This window comes from Leucobacter sp. (assembly GCF_053528595.1).
The window spans coordinates 158,381-179,428 of sequence record NZ_JAIVPF010000025.1 but is presented as its reverse complement, the minus strand read 5'-3'; the positions used below and the strand labels follow the sequence as shown (position 1 = coordinate 179,428).

Below are 21,048 nucleotides of genomic sequence, written 5' to 3'. Positions count from 1 at the left end.
GGCCTCGCGCAGTGGCAACGACTTGTGGGGTGCGACCAACACACGAAAGAGGTAGGAACATGGCAACCAACCAGAACGCACAGAACACCGTTCCCGCAGCAGTGCGCCCGGCCGCAGCGCCCGGTACCGTCGTCCAGGGCAAGACCGTGATCGACGACTCCGTGGTCGCGAAGGTCGCGGGAATCGCGGTGCGCGAGATCCCCGGTGTCTACGCGCTCGGGGGCGGAGTCGCCAGGATGGTGGGTGCGGTCCGGGATGCGGTCGGCAACACGGATCTCTCCCAGGGCGTGTCCGTCGAGGTCGGCGAGACGCAGGTCGCGGCGGATATCTCCCTCGTCGCCGAGTACCCGGTGCCCCTGCAGGAGCTCGGGGATCGCGTGCGCGAGGCGGTCGCGAAGGCCGTCACGGAACTGGTGGGCATGGAGATCGCGGAGGTGAACGTCACGATCAGCGACGTGCACGTGCCCTCCGACGACGACGGGCGCGACGCGGATGAGACGGCCGGACGCGATGGCGAGGTTCGAGTCCGATGAGCCGCACGGCTGTCGGAATGGCCGTCGGGGCGGTCCTCGCGCTGACCTGGATCGTGCTCGGGTTCTGGGCCTTCCTCTTCGTGGCCGTCGCGATGGCCGTCGGGGCGGGGATCGTGCGAATACTCGACGGCAGACTCGACGTGCGCGTAGTGGCCGACGCGCTCCGCGGCCGCCGGTCATCATGACCGGCGAGACGGGCGCTCCGGCGCGCTCCTCGGCCTCGGCCGATGCCGCGCCTACCGGCGGGCTGCCCGGCCGCACGAGGATCACGGGGAGGGCGCTCACGCAGCTCACCGCCGCGATCGCCGCGACCGTTCTGGAGGTGCCGTTGCGACAGGTGCGGGCCTCGGTCTCGGACGCGTCGGGCGAGCTGGGGATCCGCGTGCAGTCGCCCATGATCGTTCGGCCGCTCACCCGGACGGACCTTCGTCCCGGCGACCTGCCGCGCGCGGAGCCGGTGGTGCTCCGCGCTGAGCGTGCGCGGGTGCGGATCGCCGACCAGGTGACCGCGCTCTCCGGTCACCGGGTCGGAGCGGTCACCCTCGAGGCGACCGGGGCGCTGATCCGAGAGAGAGGAAGAGTCTCATGACGCGGAACCGCCTGTACCGCCGGGTCATCCGACGGGAGAGCCACTCGGCTCGCTCGGTGGCGGTCGTGACCGTGCTCGCGGCGCTGGTCGTCCTCGCCGTGTGGCTCGGGACCGAGATCGTGCTGCACCTGCTCCAGGCCGGAGCGATCCTGCTCTCGCCGGTCGAACTCGCGTTCGGGGCCCTGCGCGCGATGGAGATCCCCGGCGGGGGCCTCGCGGCAGCGGGGGCGTTGCTGCTGCTGATCGGCGCCGCGCTGCTGCTCTGCGCGGTGCTGCCGGGACGGCGGGGCAAGCACTCCCGCCTGGCGGGCCGCACCGCGATCCTGGTCGATGACCGCGTGATCGCATCGGGAATCGCGAGCAGGCTCTCGAACGCCGTCGAGGTGCCGCGCGAGCAGGTGCGGGTCAGCGTGGGTCGCGGCTCGGTGGAGGCGGCGATCACGCCGGTGTCGGGGGTGCCCGTCGACCGCGCACGGGCCGCCGCGGCGATGGACGACGAGATCGCGGAGTACGACCTGAGGCCGCCGCTCAGGGGCCGGGTCCGCGTCGGCGAGAGAGGGCGGGTGGGGGCATGAACACGACACCGAGATGGCTCAACCGCAGCATCCTCCTGGTCCTCGGTGCGCTCTTTGCGGCCACCGGAGCGGCCGCTCTGCTCCTCGGGCGGAGCGATGAGCAGAGCGGGAGATGGGGGACGGCGGTGTCGCAGGCGCCCGAGGCGATCCGGGAGCTCGGGGCGAGCACGCGGCTCGAACTCCTCGGGCACTCGTGGATCTGGCTGGTGCTGCTGGCAGCGCTGCTCCTGTTCGTCATCATCGCGGTCGTGGTCATGGCGGGCCAGGGCGGCGGACGGACCTCTCGGATCATGCGGCGCGGAGGGTCGGACGGCGCGGTGGAGGGAGCGGTGCTCATCGACTTGGGCCTGGCCGAGCAATCGCTCTCCGAGGCGATCCGATCGGACCCGGATGTGCTGTCGGTGCAGGTCACCGGTCACACGCTGCGGAACACGGAGGCCCTGCGGATCTCGCTGGCGGCGAGGAGGGGAGCATCCCCGGCCAGGATCGCCCGCCAGGTGCAGGAGATCGTCGCCAGGTGGGATGAGGTCTTCGGTGCGGAGCTTCCCGTGGTGATCGACATCGCGGGCGGTATCCGCACCCGGGCCGGCGTGACGCGCGGGACCCGATAGCTCCGAAGAACCGCACTGCGAAACAGAGGAAAGAGGGAGAACAGATGAAATTCAGCACGGTGCTACTCGCGACGGGCACGGGCGTACTCGGCTACGTGCTCGGGGCGCAGGCCGGACGAGGCCGATACCGGGAGATCCGGGATCGGGCCAGGAAGACCTGGAACAGCCCCGCTCTCAAGAAGGCGCGGAAGCGCACCGAGAAGCAGCTCAAGCGGGCTTCCCGGAAGCTCGCCGGCTAGGTCGCGTGCGGCGTCCCGATCCGGGGAGCCGCGTCGCATCACCCGCGTACGCCCCATCCGGGGTACGCGCACACCAGAAAGGAAACGCAGCACATGAGTGCAGAGGACAAGATCAAGAACGCCGTGCAGGACATCGTCGGAAAGGTCAAGGAGACGGCCGGCAAGGCGACCGGCGACGACGAGCTCCAGCGCGAGGGCCGCGCCGATCAGACGAAGGCGGACCTGAAGCAGGCCGGGGAGAACGTCAAGGACGCCCTCAAGTAGCAGGCCGGCCGGAAGCCGTCACGACATGAACATCTGAAGCAAAGGAACACCATGGGATTCTTCGGTTTTCTCCTCCTCGGTCTGATCGCGGGCGCCATCGCGAAGCTCATCCTCCCGGGGAAGCAGGGCGGCGGCTGGTTCGCGACCCTCCTGCTCGGAGTGGTCGGCGCGATGCTCGGCGGCTGGCTCGGGAGCCTGCTCTTCGACGCGAGTCTCGAGGAGTTCTTCTCGCTGCAGACCTGGGCGCTCGCGATCGGGGGATCGATTCTGGTCCTCCTGATCTGGGGCCTCATCACGGGACGCCGGAAGAGCAGCTGACGCTCGGCGCGAACGGCCTCGAGTTCAGCGTCGCCTGTGCGCGCCGGGTCTCGAGGTCGTTCGGCGCTGTTCCGGTCCGCGCCGAGCGGACCGTCGCCCTGGTGGCGGTATAGTGAGGCGACCGCGCAGCGCCCCACGGCTGCGTCGAGAAGAGGGCGGTGCTGAAGAGATGGATGCGGATTCCGCGAACGGCGCGGCACCGGACGGTGCTGCTGAGCCTCAGCTGCCGCCGTGCCCCGAGTGTGCGAGCGAGTACGCGTACGAGCAGGGGGCGCTGCTCATGTGCCCGATGTGCGGGCACGAGTGGGCACCCGACGAGGCCGAGAACGCCGCGGATGACGCCGATACCGCGGGAGTGGTGCGCGACGCCGTCGGGAACGTGCTCAGCGACGGAGACACCGTGACCCTCGTGAAGAGCGTCAAGGTCTCCGGAGGCGGTGGCGGCGCCATCAAGGCGGGCACGAAGGTGACCGGGATCCGCCTGATCGCCGACGGCGTGGGGGATCACGACATCGACGCGAGGGTGCCGGGCTTCGGCAAGCTGCAGCTCAAGTCGAGTGTGGTGAAGCGCGTCTCCTGAGGCCCACCCGCCCCGGCCGCCGCGAAGCGGTAGATTGAGGGCGTGACCGACCAGCTCTCGCGCCCGCTGCACTCCGCGACCGTCGGCCCGGAGCAGCCCGAAGCCGGGCAGCCCGCCGCCGCACCGCACCGCGTCGTCTTCCTGCACGGCCTCTTCGGGCGCGGCAAGAACTTCACCCGGATCGCCTCCGGCCTGCTGCCCGACGCGCAGAGCCTGCTGGTCGACCTGCCGAACCACGGCCGATCTGGTTGGACCGCGCACGTCGACTACGTCGAGATGGCCGATCTCGTGGCGGCGCATCTGCGGGAGGGATTCGCGAGCGGCGGCCCGGTCGACGTGGTGGGCCACTCCATGGGCGGCAAGGTGGCCATGGTGCTCGCCCTGCGCCATCCCGACCTCGTGCGCAGGCTCGTCGTCATCGACATCTCACCGGCGGCGTCAGCGTCGTCGCGCAGCGACTTCGAGCACCTGCTGAGCGCGCTCGCCGGCCTGGACCTCAGGACGCTCGAGCGCCGCGTCGACGCCCACGAGCGGCTGCGCGAGTCGATCCCGAACGACACCGTACGCGGTTTCCTGCTGCAGAACCTGCGGCGAGCGGAGGCGGGGGATCCCTCGGAGCGGGGCGGCACGGAGTTGGTCTGGGAGCCGAACCTGCGTCTGCTGCACGACGAGATCACCACGGTCATGGGCTTCCCGGATCTGCGCGGCAGCGTCTTCGACGGACCGGTGCTGTGGATCCGGGGCGAGCGGTCCGACTACGTCTCGGACGAGGACGGACCGGCCATGCGGGAGCTCTTCCCGCGCACGCGGCGCATGACGGTGCGCGGTGCCGGCCACTGGGTGCACTCGGAGAAACCCGACGAGGTGATCGCCGCGCTGCGCGCCTTCCTCCTGGCCGAGAGTTCCCGGTAGGAGGGCGGCGGGATCGCCGCGCTCGATCAGCCGGCCGGGCGGTCGACCGCGAACGCCAGATGCGGCATGTCGACGCCGCGGTAGCGCTTGACGAACCGGGACCGCACGGTCATCCCGAGCCGGATCGCCACGTTCATCGAGGGCAGGTTGGTGTCGCGCACCTGCGCGTAGAGCCGGTCGGCGCCGAGCACGTCGAACGCGTGGTCGCGGCACGCCTCAGCCGCCTCGGTCGCGTATCCGAGGTGCCAGTGCGCGCGCTGGAAGAGGTAGCCGACCTCCAGCACCCGCTCGCCGTCGATCCACTGCCACGTCAGGCCGCACTGTCCGATCATCTCACCGCTCTCCCGCAGCACGACCGCCCACAGCCCGAAGCCGTCCTCGGTGTAGCGCTCCCGCATGCGCGCGAGCCAGGCGTCGACCTCCGCGTCGTCGAACGGGCCCTCGTACGCCGCCATCGTCTCGGCGTCCTGCAGGATCGCCGCGAGCGGAGCGGTCGGGTGCGCGGGTCGGAGGCCCCGATCTCGACCCGCTCCGCTCGCTCGAACAGCGTGGGAGGAGCGCTGCGCTCAGCCGGCCGGTGTCGGAGGCGCTCGATACGCTGTGCGCATGTCTTCCTCGGATGAATCGGATGAGATCGAACTGCTGCTCCGCTACCTGCAGCACGCGCGCGAGGCGCTGCTCTGGAAGCTGGACGGGCTCGGCGAGTACGACATCCGACGGCCGCTCACGCCGACGGGCACGAACCTGCTGGGGCTCGTGAAGCACATCGCGAGCGTCGAGCACGGATACCTCACCGAGTGCCTGGGGCGCGTGCCCGCGTTCGAGACGCCGTGGCTCGCCGATTCGGCTCCCGACAACGCCGACATGTGGGCCACCGCCGAGGAGTCGCGCGAGTTCATCGTGGGCCTCTACCGCACCGCGTGGCGCGCCGACGACGCGGCCGTGCGCGAACTCGGACCGCACGGCACGGGAGTCGTGCCGTGGTGGGGCGATGAGCGGGTCACCGTGCGGCGCCTGCTCGTGCACGTCACCGCCGAGACGAACCGGCACGCGGGGCACGCCGATATCCTGCGCGAGCTCGTCGACGGGGCGGCCGGCATGCGCGCGGAGGCCTCGAACCTCCCCGGCGGAGACGCCGGATGGTGGCGCCGCCACGTCGCCGAGATCGAGCGCGCCGCGCGCGAGGCCGGGCGGCGCGACGAAAGCTGAATGCCCTCGCGCTGGATCCGGGTCATGATGGGAGGGCCGACCGGAGGAGGGATCATGAACGCTCGCGCCGATGAGCAGGAGACCTGGAACGCGCTGCTCAGGGAGCAGGTCGAGTGGCACTGGCTGCACCAGGTGCGCCGGCGGCTGGAGGGGCTGAGCGACGAGGAGTACCTCTGGGAGCCGGTGCCCGGATGCTGGAGCCTGCGCCCGCGAGGTGAGAGCACGGCGCCCGTGCAGGGCGGATCCGGCGCCATGACGATCGAGTTCGAGATCCCGGAGCCGCACCCCGCGCCGTTCACCACGATCGCGTGGCGCCTCGGCCACGTGATCGTCGGCGTGCTGGCCATGCGCAACGCCTCGCACTTCGGCCGCGAACCGGTCGACTACTTCACGTTCGAGTACGCCGAGACCGCGGCTGGCGCCCAGGCGCAGCTCGACGAGGAGCTCGCCCGCTGGCTGGCCGGCGTCGAATCGCTCGGCGAGGCCGGGCTCGCGCGTGCGTGCGGTGAGGCCGAGGGGCCGTACGCCGAGTGGTCGATGGCGGCGCTCGTGCTGCACATCAACCGCGAGCTGATCCACCACCTCTCGGAGATCTGCCTGCTGCGGGACCTGTTCGTGCACGACGCCGATCGTGCGTGACGGCGCGGGCCCGCCCTGCTAGCGTCGGGAGCGAGAGACCCGTGCCGGGCAGGTGCGGAGCGAGAGCAGAAGGAGGGCGTCGTGGGCGAAACGGTGCAGGGGCCGAAGTCGTACTTCCCGTCGATCGAGGCGAAGTACGGCAAGTCCATCGACGAGTGGATCGCGCAGCTGCGCCCGCTCGCCGGGAAGAAGCACATGGATCAGGTCGCCTACCTGAAGGAGCAGGGGATGGGGCACGGCCACGCGAACGCGCTCGTGCACGTGTTCCGCGCCGAGCACGACGGGGCCTGAGAGCTCGAGGTTCCCGGGTTCGGCGCCCGAGGGCCGATCGAGCTCCGCGTCGGCGCGCGCCCTTGATCCTGGATCGGAATCAGGATCCGGCGCGGGCCTCGCCGTGCCTCGCGACGTCCTCACGGAGCGCACCCGGCCAGGTCGAGACCTCCGCGGGGGTCGCGGCCACGGACAGCGTGGCCCGCGGCAGCAGTTCCGTCAGCGCCTCGGCGGTCGTCACGGGGTGGGCGGGATCGTCGACCCAGGCCAGCACCGTCGTGGGGACGTCGATCCGGGAGATCCGCTCCGGGTGCGGCAGATCGCTGAGCGCCGCACCGCGGAAGAGCGCCGGCAGGATGCGCTCGGCGACCTCCGGCCGGGTCTCCGGCGTGCCGACGGTCGCCGGCGGGCGGGCGGATCCGCGATCCGCGTCGATGAATGCCTCGAGACCGCGCGCCTCGACGAACTCCGCGGCGCGGCGGTACTCCTGCGCCTTCGCGATCCGGGAGTCCCAGGCGGTGGGCGGCAGCAGCAGCGTGAATCCGCTGAAGCGATCCGGATCCCGCACTGCGGCGTGCAGCAGCGTGCCGCAGCCCATCGACGGCCCGACGCCGTGCACCCGCTCACCGGGGAACCAGCGGTCGAGCAGCCGCAGCAGGTCGTCGGCCAGGTTCGGCCAGGTGTAGTCGGCGGGCTCCGCGCGGCCCGACGAGTGGCCGTGCCCGCGCGCGTCGTAGCGCAGCAGCCGCGTGCCGCTGAGGCCCCGACCGAGGTCGAGATCGAGCACGCGGTCGCGGTAGCGGCTGGAGGTGAGCCCGTGGAGCTGCACCACCGGGTGCCCGCCCTCGTCGCTGAGCTCGACCTCGAGTTCGGCTCCGGGCACGGAGAACGTCGGCATCGGGGCTCCTCACAACGCGGGTCGGATCTGCAGGGGATAGGGTACCGCTATGCGGTTGACCAACGTGGCTCATCTGCGGCTCCCGTTCGGGCGGCTGCTGGGATACGACGTGACGATGTCGCGCCCCGGCCGCGGGCTCCCGATCTCGTTCGATCAGCGGCGGCACGTCGCGGGCGGCGACCGGGCCGGCTCGTGGATGGCGCTGTCGTTCCGGCTGCACGAGCCCGTGCCGAGGGAACTGCTCGAGGCCGCGTGGCTGCGGGTCGTCTCGCGCCACGGCACCCTGCGCTCGGTCTTCGTGCCCGGCGCCGGCGGCGAGCCGCAGCTGCACGAGATCGAGGTGTCCCCCGGGGCCTGGGTGGAGCACACGATCGCCCCGGGGCAGGCGGTGAACGACGCCATCCGCGAGGTGCTCGACCGCCACTGCGCCCCCTTCGACCGGCCGTCGCACCGCATGTGCGTGCTCGAGACCGCCGCGGGCCCCACCGTCGTGATCGGCGCCGACCACTCGCACGTGGACATGTGGTCGATGCTCGTGATCGCACGCGACTTCCTCGCAGCGCTCGAGGCGGCGCGCGGCGGCGTCGAAGCGGAACTGCCGCCGGCGCCCGCCTTCGCCGAGCACACCCGCGCGCTGCAGGCCCTCCCGGAGGCCCCCGCCGAGATCCACCGCCGCTGGGCGGAGGTGCTCGAGGCGAGCGGGGGCGTGATGCCGGTGTTCCCGCTGCCGCTCGGCGCCGGAGGCCCGCAGCCCGAGCGGGTCGAGGTGCGCGACGTGTTCGACGTCGGCCGCAGCGCCGCCTTCGCCGCGCGGGCGCGCGAGCGCGAGGTCTCCACGCTCTCGCTGGCCGTGTCGGCCATGACCGCCGTGACCCGCGAGCTGGCCGACGCGCCGCTGCGGGCGGTGTTCCCGGTGCACAGCCGCTACGACGACACCTGGCACGACTCCGTGGGGTGGTTCATCACGAACTCGGTGATCGAGGCGACCGACTCCGATCCCGCGGCCTGCGCCGCGGCGATCAAAGAGGCCGTGCGGCTGGGGTCCTGGCCGCTCGAGAGGATCCTGGAGCCCTGGGGCGGGATGCCCGAGGCGCCGGGCATGTTCGCGATCTCGTGGCTGGATCTGCGCCGGCTGCCGGTGCGGATCGACGCCGTGGGCCTGGAGGCGCAGTACGTCGGCGCGACGATCCGCACCGACGGCGTGATGCTCTGGTTCATCCTCGACGAGTCCGGGCTGCACCTGCGCTGCCGCTACCCCGACACGCTCGAGGCGCGGGAGCACGTCGGCGCCTGGCTGGACCTGCTGGTGGGCCGGCTGCAGTCCACGGCCCTGGCCTGATCCGCCGAGGTCGACCTCCGCGGTCGACCTCGGCGTCGGAGATCCCGCGCCGCTGGCACTGCTCCGGAGATCCTGCGGGACACCCGGCCGGAGAGATCCCGCGCCGGTGGCACTGCTCCGAACACACGGGCCGCGGATGCCCCGCGCCCGATCGCTGCATCGTGCTCGGCGTGTGCGCGCACGCGACGCGGTTTCGGAGAGATGATGAACGCATGGGCGCAGCGCTTCCGGTGACCTGCCGCCCGCTCGGGGCGGGCGAGGACGGGCTGCTGCTCGAAGCCGCGCTCGGCAACTTCAACTGGAAGACGCACCTGTTCACCGCGGATCAGGTGCTGCAGCGTCCCGATCTGGCCCGGTACACGAGATTCGATCCGGATCGCGGCGATTTCGGCGTGGTCGCCGAGCGCCGCAGCGCCCCGATCGGCGTGGCCTGGGCCCTCTACCTGCCCGCCGAGGCCCCGGGATACGGCTGGATCGACCCGATCACCCCGGAGTTCTGCGTCTGGGTGGGCGAGCCGTGGCGGGGACGCGGCATCGGCCGGCTGCTCGCGTGCCAGCTGCTCGCCGCGGCCAGGGCGCGCAGCGTGCCCCGCGTGAGCCTCTCGGTCGACTGGCGCAACATGCGCGCGAAGATGCTCTACATGGATCTGGGGTTCGTGCCGGTGCCCGGGGGCGAGGCCTACGGCGTGCTGCTCTGGACGAACCCCGGCGGGTGACGCTCCCCGGCCACGCCGGCGCGGCCCCTGGTGCCTGACGCCGGGCCGGAGCGGCCGCTCCGCTCGCTAGGCTGAACCGCATGGAGAACCGCGCCGCGCCGCTGCCGCCCGGGCTCGCGGACGATCCGTTCGCGTATCGGATCACGAAGTCCGGCGAGGTGCACGTCACTCGCGGCGGGCGCGCGATCGTGGTCGTGCGGGGCGCCTCCGCGGCTCGCCTCGCCGCCCGCCTCGGGCGGGATCCGGTGCAGGACCAGCAGCTCCTCGCCCGGGCCACCGGCAACTACCGGCGGGGGAACGAGCGCTGACCCGAGATCGCCGCGCGGGATCCCCGTCTCATCGCCGCGGCGCGCTCTCGCTCGGCTCGGCCGGCGCGTACCATCTGGGGTATGAGCGAGGCTTCGACGCGCAGCGGCGTGCGGTGGCGGTGGGCGGTCTCCGCCGCGTGCGGTGCGGTCGCGGGAACGGCGACCGCACCGCAGCTCGGGGTCGCCGCGGGCCTGCTGGCCGGGTGGGCGACGCTGGCGCTCGTGAGCAGCGCCTGGACGCTGCTGCAGATCTGGCCGATGGACGCGGCGGCGACGCGCGAGCACGCGACGGTCGAGGATCCCGGCCGCAGGATCGCCCGCATCATCGCGATCATCGGCAGCGTGATGAGCCTCACCGCGGTGGGGGTCGTGATCGTGCAGGCGCGGAACACGAGCGGGATCGAGGCCTCGCTACTCGCCGCGGTCGCGGTGCTCAGCGTCGTCTCGTCGTGGGTGCTCATCCAGACCGACTACCTGCTGCACTACGCCCGGGTGTACTACGAGGGGGACGCGCGGGGCATCGACTTCAACCAGCGCGAGGATCCCGAGTACACCGACTTCGCCTACTTCTCCGTGGGGCTCGGCATGACCTACCAGGTCTCGGACACCGACGTCACCCGCAACGCGATCAGGCGCGTCGTGGTCGCGCAGACGCTGCTCGCCTATCTCTTCGGGGCGGGGATCATCGCGACCGTGATCAACCTCATCGCCGGTCTCACCTGACCGGGCCCGCGCTCCCGGATCCGCACAGCACTCGCGGATCCGCGCCCGCGCTGCTGCCGGTCCGGCCGCGACAGCCCTGCGGCGCCGCGCTCTATCCCTCCCGTCGGCTCCGTCCGCGCACCGCCGCGACGCAATCCGAAAAGTCTCAGCGCGTTCATCGGGAGCGTGGTTAGGCTGGTCGTCATGAGCACTGCTGCACTCGATACATTCGATTCGGGCTCGACGGGGGGAGGTCCGAGCAGAGGCCAGGGTGGGGGAGGCGTCGCCGACGACGAGATCACCATCTCGGCCAGCGCCCTCCGCTCGCTCGGCGACCGGATGCAGCGCTTCCTGCTCGAGTACCGCTTCGCGATGGAGGAGATCGAGACGAAGCTCTCGATCCTGCGCGAGGAGTTCCTCCACATGCACGAGTACAACCCCATCGAGCACGTCTCGAGCCGGGTGAAGTCGGTCGACAGCCTCGTCGCTAAGCTGGAGCGCCTGGGTCTCGGCAACGACTTCGACGAGATCCGCCGCGAGGTGCAGGACATCGCCGGCGTGCGGGTCACCTGCGCCTTCATCCGCGACGTCTACCGGCTCTTCGACCTGCTCACGCAGCAGGACGACATCACCGTGCTCGAGGTCGAGGACTACATCGAGTCGCCCAAGCCCAACGGCTACAAGAGCCTGCACACCATCATCTCGGTGCCCGTGTACCTGTCGAGCGGGCGCGTGGACGTGCCGGTCGAGGTGCAGTTCCGCACGATCGCGATGGACTTCTGGGCCAGCCTCGAGCACAAGATCTACTACAAGTACGACCGCCAGGTGCCGGGCACCCTCACCCGCGAGCTCAAGCTCGCGGCCGACATCGCGGCCGAGCTGGACACCCGTATGGAGCGGCTGCACGTGCAGCTGCACGGGGAGCCGCCGACGCACACCGCCCCGCTGGAGCTCCGCGCCGTCGAGCCCCGCATCCACCGCGCGTAGCGCGCGCCCGCGCGCGCTCTGTTCGCCCCTCCGTTCGCCCCCACCCTTCGCCCCCCCTTGTTCCCTCTGCGTCGGCGCCTCAGCGCCGGGGCGTCAGCTCCGCGCGTCAGTAGATGTCATCAAACCGGCCGTGAGATGACGACTACTGACGCGCGCAGAGGGAGGGAGGGCAGAGGGAGGGGGAAGCAGGGCAGAGGGGACGGCGGCCGGGAGCCGGAGGGCGGGCGGACCGGTAGGGTCGAAGCGTGGAGAGCGAGTACATGCCCGGCGGATCCGGGGGCGTCTGGCGGATCGGCACCCCCGGCGGCGCGACCCGGGTGCACCGGCCGACCGGCCCGTGGACGCCGGCGGTGCACGAGCTGCTGGAGTACCTCGGATCGCACGGCCTCGACGGCGTGCCCCGCGTGCGCGGCTTCGACGACGAGGGCCGCGAGGTGCTCGACTACCTGCCGGGGGAGACCCTCGACCCCGAGACCGAGCAGGCGTCGGACGAGGCGCTGGAGGCCGCCGCGGCCTGGCTGCGCCGCTTCCACGACACCGTGCGCGGGTTCCGGCCGGGTCCGCGCGAGTGGCGGCAGGGCGTGCAGGATCCCGGCGTGGACGAGGTCATCTGCCACAACGATCCGGGCCTGTACAACTGGGTGGTGGCCGACGGCGGGTTCGCCGGCATGATCGACTGGGATCGCGCGGGTCCGGGAAAGCCGGTCGACGACCTGGCCTTCCTGTGCTGGACCGGGGTGCCGCTGCTGCGGGAGATCCCCGTCGCCGATGCGGCGCGCAGGCTGGCGCTCGCCGCGGCGGCGTACGGCGGGATCGACCCCGGCGAGCTGCTCGACGCGGTCGATGCCAGGATGGAGCTCATCGCGCAGCGGTGGCGCGCGGGAATCGAGCGGGGCGATCCGGGCACCCTGGCGCTGCGCGACGCCGGGATCATGGACCGCCACCTGGCGAAGGTGCGCGACTTCGGCACCCGGCGCGAGGCGATCCGCGAGGAGATCGGACGAAGGAGCGACGCATGACCGAGCTGGTACTCACCGACGGCGGCATCGAGACGGCACTGACGGACCGCCTGGGGCAGGAGCTGCCCGAGTTCGCGGCGTTCGTCCTGCTCGACACGGCGTCCGGACGCGAGGCGCTCCGGGCCTACTACCGTCCCTTCGTCGCACTCGCGCGGGAGCGCGGGCTCGGGCTGGTGCTCGACACGCCCACCTGGCGGGCCAACCCCGACTGGGGTGCGCTGCTCGGGTACGACGCGCCGGCCCTCGACCGGGTCAACGCCGACGCCGTGGCGCTCGTGCGCGGTCTCGCCGACGATGCGGATGAGGACGCGGCACCCGAGATCCTCGTGAACGGCTGCGTCGGGCCCCGGTACGACGAGTACGTCGCCTCGCAGCGCATGACGCCCGAGCAGGCCGAGCGCTACCACGCACCCCAGGTGCGCGCGCTCGCCGAATCGGGCGCGGATCGGGTGACCTCGGTCACCACGCTCGACGCTGCGGAGGGCATCGGCGTCGTGCGCGCGGCGCAGCGGGTCCGGGTGCCGGCGGCGGTCTCGTTCGTGCTGGGCGCCGACGGACTGCTCGCCGATGGCGGATCGCTCGCCGACGGGATCGCCGAGGTCGACGCCGCGACCGGGAGCGCCGCGATCGGGTTCCTCGTCAACTGCGCCCACCCGAGCGAGGCGGCGGCGGGACTGGCCCGAAGCGCCGGCGCACCTGAGCTCTCGCGGATCATCGGGTTCCGTCTCAACGCCGCGAAGCACGGCGAGGAGGGGCCCGGCGACGACCCCGAGCGGTTCGCGGCGCTCGAGGCCGGTCTGCGCGAGTACGCACCGAACGCCACCGCGCTCGGCGGCTGCTGCGGAACGGACGCGCCGCACATCGCGGCGCTCGCCGACGACCCGCGCGCTGCTCGCGGCGGGTCCGGCGCCGCGCGCCGCTGACCGCGGCTCCCGGTTACGGCACACGCAGCCGAAGTGGTTAGGGTAGGACCGTGAGTAAAGATCCACTCGAGGAACTCTTCGGACCGACGCCGGACCAGCCCCAGCCGGTTCCGGCGCGCGAGCGACTCGCGCAGGAGCAGGCCGAGCGGGTGCGCACGGCCCAGTTCCCGACGGAGCGTCGGGAGCCCAAGCCCAAGCGCAATCGCGCGGCCGGAGCCGCGAAGCCCTGGATCGTCGTGGGCCTGGTGGCGGTGCTGGCGATCATCGCCTCGATCGTCGTGGTGAACATCGTCCGCGGCGGCGACGCGGGGCAGACCGCGGGACCGGCCACGGAGCAGCCGACCGAGGAGCAGCCCGCTCAGCCGTCCACCCCTTCGACGCCCGACACCCCGGACGAGGACGAGGAGGAGCCCGAGGAACCCGGCGACGAGGTGCCGCAGGTCGAGGTCGGTCAGACCATGGAGCTGCCGATTCCGCAGTGGGGGGTCAACGGCGACCTCAGCAGCAAGTTCGGCTCGACGAGCTACACGCTCGAGAACGGCAACACCGAGCTGTGGCTCGACAGCTCGCTCATCCGCCAGCTGCCGTGCGACGGGAACTGGGGCGCCCGGCAGGTCTCCGAGGGCGAATACGAGGTGCTCAGGCCCGCCGAGGGCTGCGCGGCCGCGCCGGAGCTCTACGACGAGCTCTGGGGCCTCATCGACGCGTTCGTACGGAGTCTCCGCCCGGCCTGATCGGGATCCCGAGCGAGCCGCCCGCCGCATCGGCGGCTCCTCGGCCGGCGCCACCTCAGCCGGCGGCGGCGAAGAGCGCCGGCCACAGCGCGACCGCGAGCGGGTAGGCGGCGAAGCTCACGATGTCGAGGATCCAGTGGGCGACGATCAGGGGGAGCGAGCGGCCCCAGCGCTGGTAGGCCCATCCGAAGACGAGGCCCATGATCACGTTGCCGATGAATCCGCCGAAGCCCTGGTAGAGGTGGTAGCTGCCGCGCAGCAGCGCACTCGACACGACGGTCGCGACGGGTCCGACGCCGAGGCGCTTCAGGCGCTCGAAGAGGTAGGCGACCACGATCAGCTCCTCGCCGAGCGCCGCGCGGAGCGCCTGCAGCACGAGCACGGGCACGGTCCACCAGTACGCGTCGAGCGCCGTTGGCACCACCGTCGTGTTGATCCCGATCCACTTCGCGAAGAGGTAGAACCCGATCCCGGGGATGCCGATGAGCGCTGCGAGCGCCACGCCGCCGCCCGCCTCGCGCAGCCACCGCCATCGTCCGCCGTGCATCGGGGCGCCCAGCCCGAGCCGTGAGAGATGCGGGCGGGCGCTGCGCCACAGCAGGAACACGACCAGCGCCACCGGCGCCAGCCCGAATGCGAAGGCGAGCAACTGGTAGACGAGGTCGAAGAGGGGTCGTTCGGCGAGCGGCCGGTTGATCGTGGCGGTCTGCGAGGCGAGGGCGGTGTCGCGCGTCACGCGGTCGAGGATCGCGACCACGGCGTAGACCGCCGAGGCGCCGAAGGAGAGCGCGAGCACGATCCCGATCTCCCAGCGCAGTCGCGTGCGGAACCGGGTGGGGGCGCTTGTCGAGGTCACCGCTTCAGCGTACTGCCGCGCGCCCGGCTGCAGAGTATCGCTGGTGCCCTGCAGAGAATGGTGGAACCGTACAGATGAATCTGGATTCCAGCCCGAATTATTCTCGGGGTCCTACAGACCTGGATCACGAAGCCGTTACGAGCGCCGGATTTGGCATCCTGCGCTTCGCGGGCTCGCTAGGCTGAATCTGTTGTAAACATCGGATCTTCTCGCGGGGGCGACGTACCGGTCTGCTTGAGCGCGAGTGGGGAAATTCAAGGAGGAATCCAGTGAAACGATCACGAATCGGTCTGGGGTTCATCGCGCTGGCCGCCGCGGGCGCGCTCGCGCTGACCAGCTGCGCGTCGAACGGCGGCAATGAGGGCGGCGACGGCGGCAGCGCCGGCGGTGGCATCATCACGGTCAACAACACCGAGCCCCAGAAGGGCCTGATCCCCGCGGACACCACCGAGGTCGGCGGCGGCAAGGTCGTCGACGCGCTCTGGGAGGGCCTCGTCTACTACGACGTCGACGGCGTGACGCAGATGGGCGTCGCCGAGTCGATCGAGCCGCAGAACGACGAGAACACGCTCTGGGAGGTCAAGCTCCGCGACGACGCCGTCTTCTCCGACGGCACCCCGGTGCTCGCCAAGAACTTCGTCGACGCGTGGAACTACGCCGCGAACGTCGACAACGCGCTCGGCAACCAGTACTTCTTCAGCGCCATCAAGGGCTTCAGCGAGACCGAGCCGGTCGAGGAGCTCGAGGGCCTCAAGATCGTCGACGACCACACCTTCACCATCGAGGCGAGCCCCGACTTCCCGGATCGCCTGGGCTACTCGGCGTACTACCCGCTGCCCGACGTCGCCTTCGAGGACATGGAGGCGTTCGGCCAGAACCCGATCGGCAACGGTCTCTACAAGCTCGACGGCGAGGGCGCCTGGAAGCACGACGAGTCGATCAGCCTCGTGAAGAACGACACCTACGTCGGGCCCCGCGAGGTGCACAACGACGGGATCCTGTTCAAGGTCTACGCCTCGCTCGACGCGGCCTACACCGACCTGCTCGCCAACAACCTCGACGTGCTCGATCAGATCCCCGACACCTCCTTCGCGGTGTTCCAGGACGAGCTGGGCGAGCGTGCGATCAACCAGGCCGGCGCGCTGACCACCACCCTCGCCATCTCGACGAATCTCGAGCACTTCGGCATGGACGAGGAGGGCAAGCTCCGCCGCGCCGCGCTGTCGATGGCGGTGGACCGCGAGGAGATCATCGACGTGATCTTCGAGGGCACGAACGTGCCGGCGGTCGACTTCACCTCGCCGGTGGTCGACGGCTTCGCCGACGACCTCGCCGGTAAGGACAAGCTCGAGTTCAACCTCGACGAGGCGAAGAAGCTGTGGGCCGAGGCCGACGCGATCAGCCCCTTCGACGGCACGCTCGAGGTGGCCACCAACACCGACGGCCCGCACCAGGTGTGGGTCGAGGCCGTCGCCAACCAGTGGGCGACCAACCTCGGCATCAGCGCGGCGCCGAAGCTCTACCCGACCTTCGCCGCCTTCCTCGACGACCGCGAGGCCGACACCGTGGGCGGTCCCTTCCGTGCCGGCTGGCAGGGCGACTACCCGGGTGCCTACAACTACCTGCAGCCGCTCTACTACACCGACGCCAGCTCGAACCACGGCTTCTACTCGAACCCCGAGGTCGATCAGCTGCTCGACGAAGCGGTCCAGGAGAGCGACCACGAGGCGCGCAACGCCAAGCTCAGCGAGGTGCAGGAGATCCTGCTCGAGGACATGCCCTCGATCCCGCTGTGGTACCAGGGAACGACCGGCGGCTTCAGCGAGAACGTCGACAACGTCGCGTTCGGCTGGAACTCGGTTCCGATCTTCAACGAGATCACCAAGAAGTAACCCGCTTCTGCGAGGCCCCGGGCGGACCGCTCGGGGCCTCGCCCTCGTCTCGACGCCATCCGCGTCTCCGACGGGCACCCCACGTGCGAACCGGGGACACCGACGTCCCGCGGTTTCGCTTCGCACCACGAATGCGAGAGAATACGCAACATGTCTACCTCCACTGAGCGGAAGGGGATCGGCGAGTGCTGAGATACATCCTCTTCCGTCTGCTTCAGGTGATCCCCGTCCTGCTGGGCACCACCTTCCTGATCTACTTCATGGTCTTCGCGATGCCGGGAGACCCCATCGCCGCGATGTTCGGCGACAAGCAGCCGAGCGAGGCCGTGCTGGAGCGGGTTCGCGCGCAGTACAACCTCGATCAGCCCTTCTTCATCCAGTACCTCCTGTACCTCAAGGGCATCCTCGTCGGCGACTTCGGCATCAGCTTCTCGGGTGAACCGGTCTCCGAGATCCTCGCCCGCACCTTCCCGGTCACCATCACGCTCGCCGCGATGGCGATCGCCATCGAGCTGGTGCTCGCCGTGGTCGTCGGCCTCTTCTCGGGGCTGCGCAAGGGCAAGCTCTTCGACAACATCAACCTGATCATCGGCCTGCTCTTCCTCAGCGTCCCGATCTTCGTGATCGCGTTCATCGCGCAGTACGGCCTGGGTCTGAAGCTCGGCTGGTTCAGCCCGACGGTCGGAGCGGGAGCCCCGGTGAGCGACCTCCTGCTCCCCGCCATCGTGCTCGGCGTCTCGCTCTACGCGACGAGCATGCGCCTCACCCGCTCCTCGGTCATCGACACCCTCAACCAGGACTTCGTGCGCACCGCCTACGCCAAGGGGCTCAGCCGCAATCGCGTCGTCCCCGTGCACGTGCTGCGCAACTCGCTGATCCCCACGATCACCAACACGGCCACGGACTTCGGCACGCTGATGGTGGGCGCGACGGTCACCGAGGGCATCTTCAACGTCCCGGGCGTCGGCAACGTGCTCTTCAACGCCATCCTGAAGGGCGAGAACGCCACGGTCGTCTCGTTCGTGACTGTGATGGTGCTGATCTACCTCGTCGTCAACCTCTTCGTCGACCTCCTGTACGCCGTGCTCGACCCGAGGATCCGCTATGCCTGAGCCGCAGAACACCCGCAATCAGCCGGCGGGCGCGCAGCGTCCGCCCATCGAGCACTTCGTCGCGCCGGTGGTCGACACGCCGGTCGCCTCGGTCGACGCGGTCAGGATCCGCGAGAAGAAGTCGAACCTCTGGCTCGACGCCTGGCGCGACATGCGCCGCCGGCCCATGTTCTGGATCTCCGCCGTGATCATCCTGCTCGTGGTGCTCGTCTCGCTCTTCCCCGGGTGGTTCACCCCGGTGGATCCGCGTGCGAGCTCGCTCGCCAACTCCAACGGCGCCCCCGAGCCGGGGCACCCGCTCGGCTTCACCAAGCAGGGCTACGACGTCTACGCCCGCATCGTCTACGGGGCGTCGACCTCGGTGTCGGTCGGTCTGATCGTGATCGCGATCACCTTCGTGGTGGGCACCGTGATGGGTGCGCTGGCCGGCTTCTTCGGCGGTTTCATCGACACCGTGCTCTCGCGCATCGGCGACATCTTCTTCTCGATCCCCTACATCCTCGCGGCGGTCGTGGTGATGAGCGTGATGCAGGACTACCGAAACCCGCTCGTGATCGCCTTCGCGATCGGCGGCTTCTCCTGGCCCATCACCGCGCGCATCGTGCGCAGCGAGATCCTGCGCGTCAAGAACGCGGACTTCGTGATGGCCGCCGAGTCGCTCGGCCTCTCGCGCTTCGCGACGCTCGTGCGGCACGTGCTGCCGAACGGACTCGCGCCGGCGATCGTGGTCACCACGCTGTCGCTGTCGTCGGCCATCGTGGCGGAGGCGACCCTCTCGTTCCTCGGCGTCGGCCTTCCCCCCGGCCAGTTCATCAGCTGGGGCAATGACATCAGCGCGGCGCAGCTGTCGCTGCGCACCGATCCCATGCCCCTCATCTACCCGTCGCTCGCCCTCAGCGTGACCGTGCTCGGCTTCGTCATGCTGGGTGAAGTGGTGCGCGACGCCCTCGACCCGAAGGCGAGGGCACGACGATGAGCGCGGCGAACTCCGAGAGCGGACAGACATTCATGCAGCCCCTGCTGAGCGTGCGCGACCTCAAGGTCGCCTTCAAGGTCGACAAGAACATCAAGGAGGTCGTGCACGGCATCGACTTCGACGTCTACCCTGGCGAGACCGTCGCGATCGTCGGCGAGTCGGGTTCGGGCAAGTCGACCACGATGCACGCGGTCATCAATCTGCTGCCGGGCACCGGCCGCATCACCGAGGGCTCCGTGCGGTGGAACGGCCGCGAGCTCGTCGGCATCTCCCGCAGGGAGATGGAGTCGATCCGGGGCCGTGAGATCGGCCTCGTGCCGCAGGACCCCATGTCGAACCTCAACCCGGTGTGGTCGGTCGGCTTCCAGGTCGAGGAGGCCGTGCGCGCGAACGGCCTGGCCAAGGGCCGCAAGGCCGTGAAGCAGCGCGCCATCGAGGTGCTCGAGCAGGCCGGCCTGCAGAACGCCGGCCAGCGCATGAAGCAGTACCCCCACCAGTTCTCGGGCGGCATGAAGCAGCGCGCCCTCATCGGCATCGGCCTGGCCGCCGAGCCGCAGCTGCTGATCGCCGACGAGCCGACCTCGGCCCTCGACGTGACGGTGCAGCGGGTGGTGCTGGATCACCTCGCGAAGCTGACCGGCGAACTCGGCACCGCGGTGGTCTTCATCACCCACGATCTCGGCCTCGCCGCGGAGCGCGCCGAGAAGCTCATCGTGATGTACCAGGGCAACATCGTCGAGGCGGGTCCGAGCCGCGCGATCCTGCAGGATCCGCAGCACCCGTACACGAAGCGGCTGGTCTCCGCGGCGCCCAGCCTGGCCTCGCGGCGCATCGGCGCCGACGCCGAGCTGCCGGCCGCCCCCACGGAGGCGTTCGACCTCGCGGCGCTCGCCGAGGAGGAGAAGCCCGCGGTGCGCCAGGGCGAGCCGATGATCGAGGTCTCGGGCCTGGGCAAGATCTACAAGCTGCGCAAGGGCAGCTTCGGCCACGAGGACTTCCACGCGGTGCGCGACGCGACCTTCACGGTCAACCGCGGCGAGACCATGGCGCTCGTGGGCGAGTCGGGCTCGGGCAAGTCGACCATCGCCAAGATGGTGCTGCAGCTCGAGAAGCCCAGCTCGGGATCGATCCGCATCGCGGGGGAGGAGACGGCCGAGCTCTCTGGCAAGCGCCTCTTCGACCTGCGGCGCACGCTGCAGCCCGTGTTCCAGGATCCGTACGGCTCGCTCGACCCGCTGCACAACATCGGCAACACGATCATGGAGCCGCTGAAGATCCACGGCGTGGGCGACAGCGCCAGTCGCAAGGCCCGTGTGCTCGAGCTGCTCGACCAGGTCGCGCTGCCGCGCGAGCTCGCGACGCGCTACCCCAACGAGCTCTCGGGCGGTCAGCGCCAGCGCGTGGCGGTGGCCCGCGGCCTGGCGCTCAAGCCCGACATCCTCGTGCTCGACGAGGCGGTGTCGGCGCTCGACGTGCTCGTGCAGGCGCAGATCCTCGACCTGCTCGCCGAACTGCAGCGCGAACTGGGGCTCACCTACCTCTTCATCACCCACGATCTCGCGGTGGTGCGCCTGATCGCCGATCGGGTGTGCGTGATGCAGCAGGGCCGGATCGTGGAGCAGGCCGAGACCTCGGAGGTCTTCGAGAACCCGCAGCAGGAGTACACGAAGAACCTGCTCGCCGCGATTCCGGGCGCCCAGATCGAGCTCGGGGTCGGCTGAGGCTGTACCGCCTCCCAGCGGGGGCCTGCTCGGCTCGGCCCGGCTCGACATCTGCTGTGCGCAGATCGTCCATTGGGAGCGTGAATTCCGGCGATCTGCGCACAGTAAGGTGTCGGCGCCGGCGGA

27 protein-coding genes and 1 pseudogene are annotated in these 21,048 nt (G+C 70.6%); 25 read left to right on the top strand and 3 right to left on the bottom strand.

What is annotated here, in order from left to right; all coding sequences use genetic code 11:
- Nucleotides 1-59: 59 nt before the first annotated feature.
- The 10 genes from ACWKZU_RS05295 to ACWKZU_RS05250 all read left to right on the top strand — a co-directional run bounded on the left by ACWKZU_RS05295 (nt 60) and on the right by ACWKZU_RS05250 (nt 4,621).
- The gene (locus ACWKZU_RS05295; RefSeq protein WP_449281347.1) at nt 60-533 is read left to right on the top strand and encodes an Asp23/Gls24 family envelope stress response protein; all 474 of its coding nucleotides are present in this window, start codon (nt 60-62) and stop codon (nt 531-533) included.
- Nucleotides 530-718 carry a DUF2273 domain-containing protein gene (locus ACWKZU_RS05290; protein ID WP_449281346.1) on the top strand — a complete coding sequence of 63 codons (189 nt, stop codon included), beginning with the start codon at nt 530-532 and terminating at the stop codon, nt 716-718. Before ACWKZU_RS05295 ends, ACWKZU_RS05290 begins: the two co-directional genes overlap by 4 nt.
- A complete protein-coding gene (locus ACWKZU_RS05285; protein WP_449281345.1) occupies nt 715-1,122 on the top strand; it encodes a hypothetical protein in 408 nt (135 codons plus the stop codon). The genes ACWKZU_RS05290 and ACWKZU_RS05285 overlap by 4 nt, the downstream gene beginning before the upstream one ends.
- Nucleotides 1,119-1,697 carry a hypothetical protein gene (locus ACWKZU_RS05280; protein WP_449281344.1) on the top strand — a complete coding sequence of 193 codons (579 nt, stop codon included), beginning with the start codon at nt 1,119-1,121 and terminating at the stop codon, nt 1,695-1,697. Before ACWKZU_RS05285 ends, ACWKZU_RS05280 begins: the two co-directional genes overlap by 4 nt.
- Nucleotides 1,694-2,308 carry a hypothetical protein gene (locus ACWKZU_RS05275; RefSeq protein ID WP_449281343.1) on the top strand — a complete coding sequence of 205 codons (615 nt, stop codon included), beginning with the start codon at nt 1,694-1,696 and terminating at the stop codon, nt 2,306-2,308. Before ACWKZU_RS05280 ends, ACWKZU_RS05275 begins: the two co-directional genes overlap by 4 nt.
- Before the next feature lie 44 nt (nt 2,309-2,352).
- Nucleotides 2,353-2,547 carry a hypothetical protein gene (locus tag ACWKZU_RS05270; RefSeq protein ID WP_449281342.1) on the top strand — a complete coding sequence of 65 codons (195 nt, stop codon included), beginning with the start codon at nt 2,353-2,355 and terminating at the stop codon, nt 2,545-2,547.
- 93 nt (nt 2,548-2,640) lie between these two features.
- Nucleotides 2,641-2,811 (top strand): CsbD family protein, encoded by a 171-nt coding sequence (locus ACWKZU_RS05265; RefSeq protein WP_449281341.1) that lies wholly within the window; start codon nt 2,641-2,643, stop codon nt 2,809-2,811.
- A 51-nt stretch (nt 2,812-2,862) separates the two neighbouring features.
- On the top strand, nt 2,863-3,129 hold the full coding sequence (locus ACWKZU_RS05260; protein WP_449281340.1) for a GlsB/YeaQ/YmgE family stress response membrane protein: 267 nt from the start codon (nt 2,863-2,865) through the stop codon (nt 3,127-3,129).
- A 169-nt stretch (nt 3,130-3,298) separates the two neighbouring features.
- Entirely contained in the window at nt 3,299-3,709 is a 411-nt protein-coding gene (locus ACWKZU_RS05255) for a zinc ribbon domain-containing protein YjdM (protein ID WP_449281339.1), read from the top strand.
- 42 nt (nt 3,710-3,751) lie between these two features.
- Nucleotides 3,752-4,621, top strand: a complete 870-nt coding sequence (locus ACWKZU_RS05250; RefSeq protein ID WP_449281338.1) for an alpha/beta fold hydrolase — start codon at nt 3,752-3,754, stop codon at nt 4,619-4,621.
- 26 nt (nt 4,622-4,647) lie between these two features.
- Here ACWKZU_RS05250 and ACWKZU_RS05245 read toward each other — a convergent pair.
- Nucleotides 4,648-5,121 (bottom strand): annotated as a pseudogene (locus ACWKZU_RS05245) (GNAT family N-acetyltransferase); the annotation flags it as partial.
- Between the two features lie 106 nt (nt 5,122-5,227).
- Between ACWKZU_RS05245 and ACWKZU_RS05240 the strand changes: the two are divergent.
- From ACWKZU_RS05240 to ACWKZU_RS05230, 3 genes are all read left to right on the top strand, one after another.
- A complete protein-coding gene (locus ACWKZU_RS05240) occupies nt 5,228-5,830 on the top strand; it encodes a DinB family protein (RefSeq protein WP_449281337.1) in 603 nt (200 codons plus the stop codon).
- A gap of 54 nt (nt 5,831-5,884) precedes the next feature.
- Nucleotides 5,885-6,469 (top strand): DinB family protein, encoded by a 585-nt coding sequence (locus ACWKZU_RS05235; protein ID WP_449281336.1) that lies wholly within the window; start codon nt 5,885-5,887, stop codon nt 6,467-6,469.
- An 81-nt stretch (nt 6,470-6,550) separates the two neighbouring features.
- On the top strand, nt 6,551-6,760 hold the full coding sequence (locus ACWKZU_RS05230) for a DUF4287 domain-containing protein (RefSeq protein ID WP_449281335.1): 210 nt from the start codon (nt 6,551-6,553) through the stop codon (nt 6,758-6,760).
- Nucleotides 6,761-6,839: 79 nt separating this feature from the next.
- Here ACWKZU_RS05230 and ACWKZU_RS05225 read toward each other — a convergent pair whose 3' ends face one another.
- Nucleotides 6,840-7,637, bottom strand: a complete 798-nt coding sequence (locus ACWKZU_RS05225) for an alpha/beta fold hydrolase (protein ID WP_449281334.1) — start codon at nt 7,635-7,637, stop codon at nt 6,840-6,842.
- Nucleotides 7,638-7,686: 49 nt separating this feature from the next.
- Here ACWKZU_RS05225 and ACWKZU_RS05220 point away from each other — a divergent pair, with 49 nt between their 5' ends.
- The 8 genes from ACWKZU_RS05220 (at nt 7,687) to ACWKZU_RS05185 (ending at nt 14,365) form a co-directional block, all read left to right on the top strand.
- Nucleotides 7,687-8,976, top strand: coding sequence for a condensation domain-containing protein (locus tag ACWKZU_RS05220; RefSeq protein WP_449281333.1), 1,290 nt, complete (start codon nt 7,687-7,689; stop codon nt 8,974-8,976).
- A 212-nt stretch (nt 8,977-9,188) separates the two neighbouring features.
- On the top strand, nt 9,189-9,692 hold the full coding sequence (locus tag ACWKZU_RS05215) for a GNAT family N-acetyltransferase (RefSeq protein ID WP_449281332.1): 504 nt from the start codon (nt 9,189-9,191) through the stop codon (nt 9,690-9,692).
- An 80-nt stretch (nt 9,693-9,772) separates the two neighbouring features.
- Nucleotides 9,773-10,000 carry a hypothetical protein gene (locus ACWKZU_RS05210; protein ID WP_449281331.1) on the top strand — a complete coding sequence of 76 codons (228 nt, stop codon included), beginning with the start codon at nt 9,773-9,775 and terminating at the stop codon, nt 9,998-10,000.
- An 81-nt stretch (nt 10,001-10,081) separates the two neighbouring features.
- Nucleotides 10,082-10,723: a DUF1345 domain-containing protein gene (locus tag ACWKZU_RS05205; protein WP_449281330.1), complete on the top strand. Its 642-nt coding sequence runs from the start codon at nt 10,082-10,084 to the stop codon at nt 10,721-10,723.
- Between the two features lie 318 nt (nt 10,724-11,041).
- On the top strand, nt 11,042-11,689 hold the full coding sequence (locus ACWKZU_RS05200; protein WP_449281426.1) for a GTP pyrophosphokinase: 648 nt from the start codon (nt 11,042-11,044) through the stop codon (nt 11,687-11,689).
- 245 nt (nt 11,690-11,934) lie between these two features.
- Entirely contained in the window at nt 11,935-12,708 is a 774-nt protein-coding gene (locus ACWKZU_RS05195; RefSeq protein WP_449281329.1) for a phosphotransferase, read from the top strand.
- Nucleotides 12,705-13,631, top strand: a complete 927-nt coding sequence (locus ACWKZU_RS05190; RefSeq protein ID WP_449281328.1) for a homocysteine S-methyltransferase family protein — start codon at nt 12,705-12,707, stop codon at nt 13,629-13,631. The genes ACWKZU_RS05195 and ACWKZU_RS05190 overlap by 4 nt, the downstream gene beginning before the upstream one ends.
- Before the next feature lie 50 nt (nt 13,632-13,681).
- The gene (locus ACWKZU_RS05185; RefSeq protein WP_449281327.1) at nt 13,682-14,365 is read left to right on the top strand and encodes a hypothetical protein; all 684 of its coding nucleotides are present in this window, start codon (nt 13,682-13,684) and stop codon (nt 14,363-14,365) included.
- A 55-nt stretch (nt 14,366-14,420) separates the two neighbouring features.
- On the opposite strand, the gene ACWKZU_RS05180 is transcribed toward ACWKZU_RS05185, so the two are convergent.
- Nucleotides 14,421-15,221, bottom strand: coding sequence for a CPBP family intramembrane glutamic endopeptidase (locus tag ACWKZU_RS05180; protein ID WP_449281326.1), 801 nt, complete (start codon nt 15,219-15,221; stop codon nt 14,421-14,423).
- Nucleotides 15,222-15,490: 269 nt separating this feature from the next.
- Between ACWKZU_RS05180 and ACWKZU_RS05175 the strand changes: the two genes are divergently transcribed.
- From ACWKZU_RS05175 to ACWKZU_RS05160, 4 genes are all read left to right on the top strand, one after another.
- Nucleotides 15,491-17,113: a peptide ABC transporter substrate-binding protein gene (locus ACWKZU_RS05175; protein WP_449281325.1), complete on the top strand. Its 1,623-nt coding sequence runs from the start codon at nt 15,491-15,493 to the stop codon at nt 17,111-17,113.
- 185 nt (nt 17,114-17,298) lie between these two features.
- Nucleotides 17,299-18,225: an ABC transporter permease gene (locus tag ACWKZU_RS05170; protein ID WP_449281324.1), complete on the top strand. Its 927-nt coding sequence runs from the start codon at nt 17,299-17,301 to the stop codon at nt 18,223-18,225.
- On the top strand, nt 18,218-19,201 hold the full coding sequence (locus ACWKZU_RS05165; RefSeq protein WP_449281323.1) for an ABC transporter permease: 984 nt from the start codon (nt 18,218-18,220) through the stop codon (nt 19,199-19,201). The genes ACWKZU_RS05170 and ACWKZU_RS05165 overlap by 8 nt, the downstream gene beginning before the upstream one ends.
- Nucleotides 19,198-20,922, top strand: coding sequence for a dipeptide ABC transporter ATP-binding protein (locus ACWKZU_RS05160; RefSeq protein ID WP_449281322.1), 1,725 nt, complete (start codon nt 19,198-19,200; stop codon nt 20,920-20,922). The genes ACWKZU_RS05165 and ACWKZU_RS05160 overlap by 4 nt, the downstream gene beginning before the upstream one ends.
- Nucleotides 20,923-21,048: the final 126 nt, after the last annotated feature.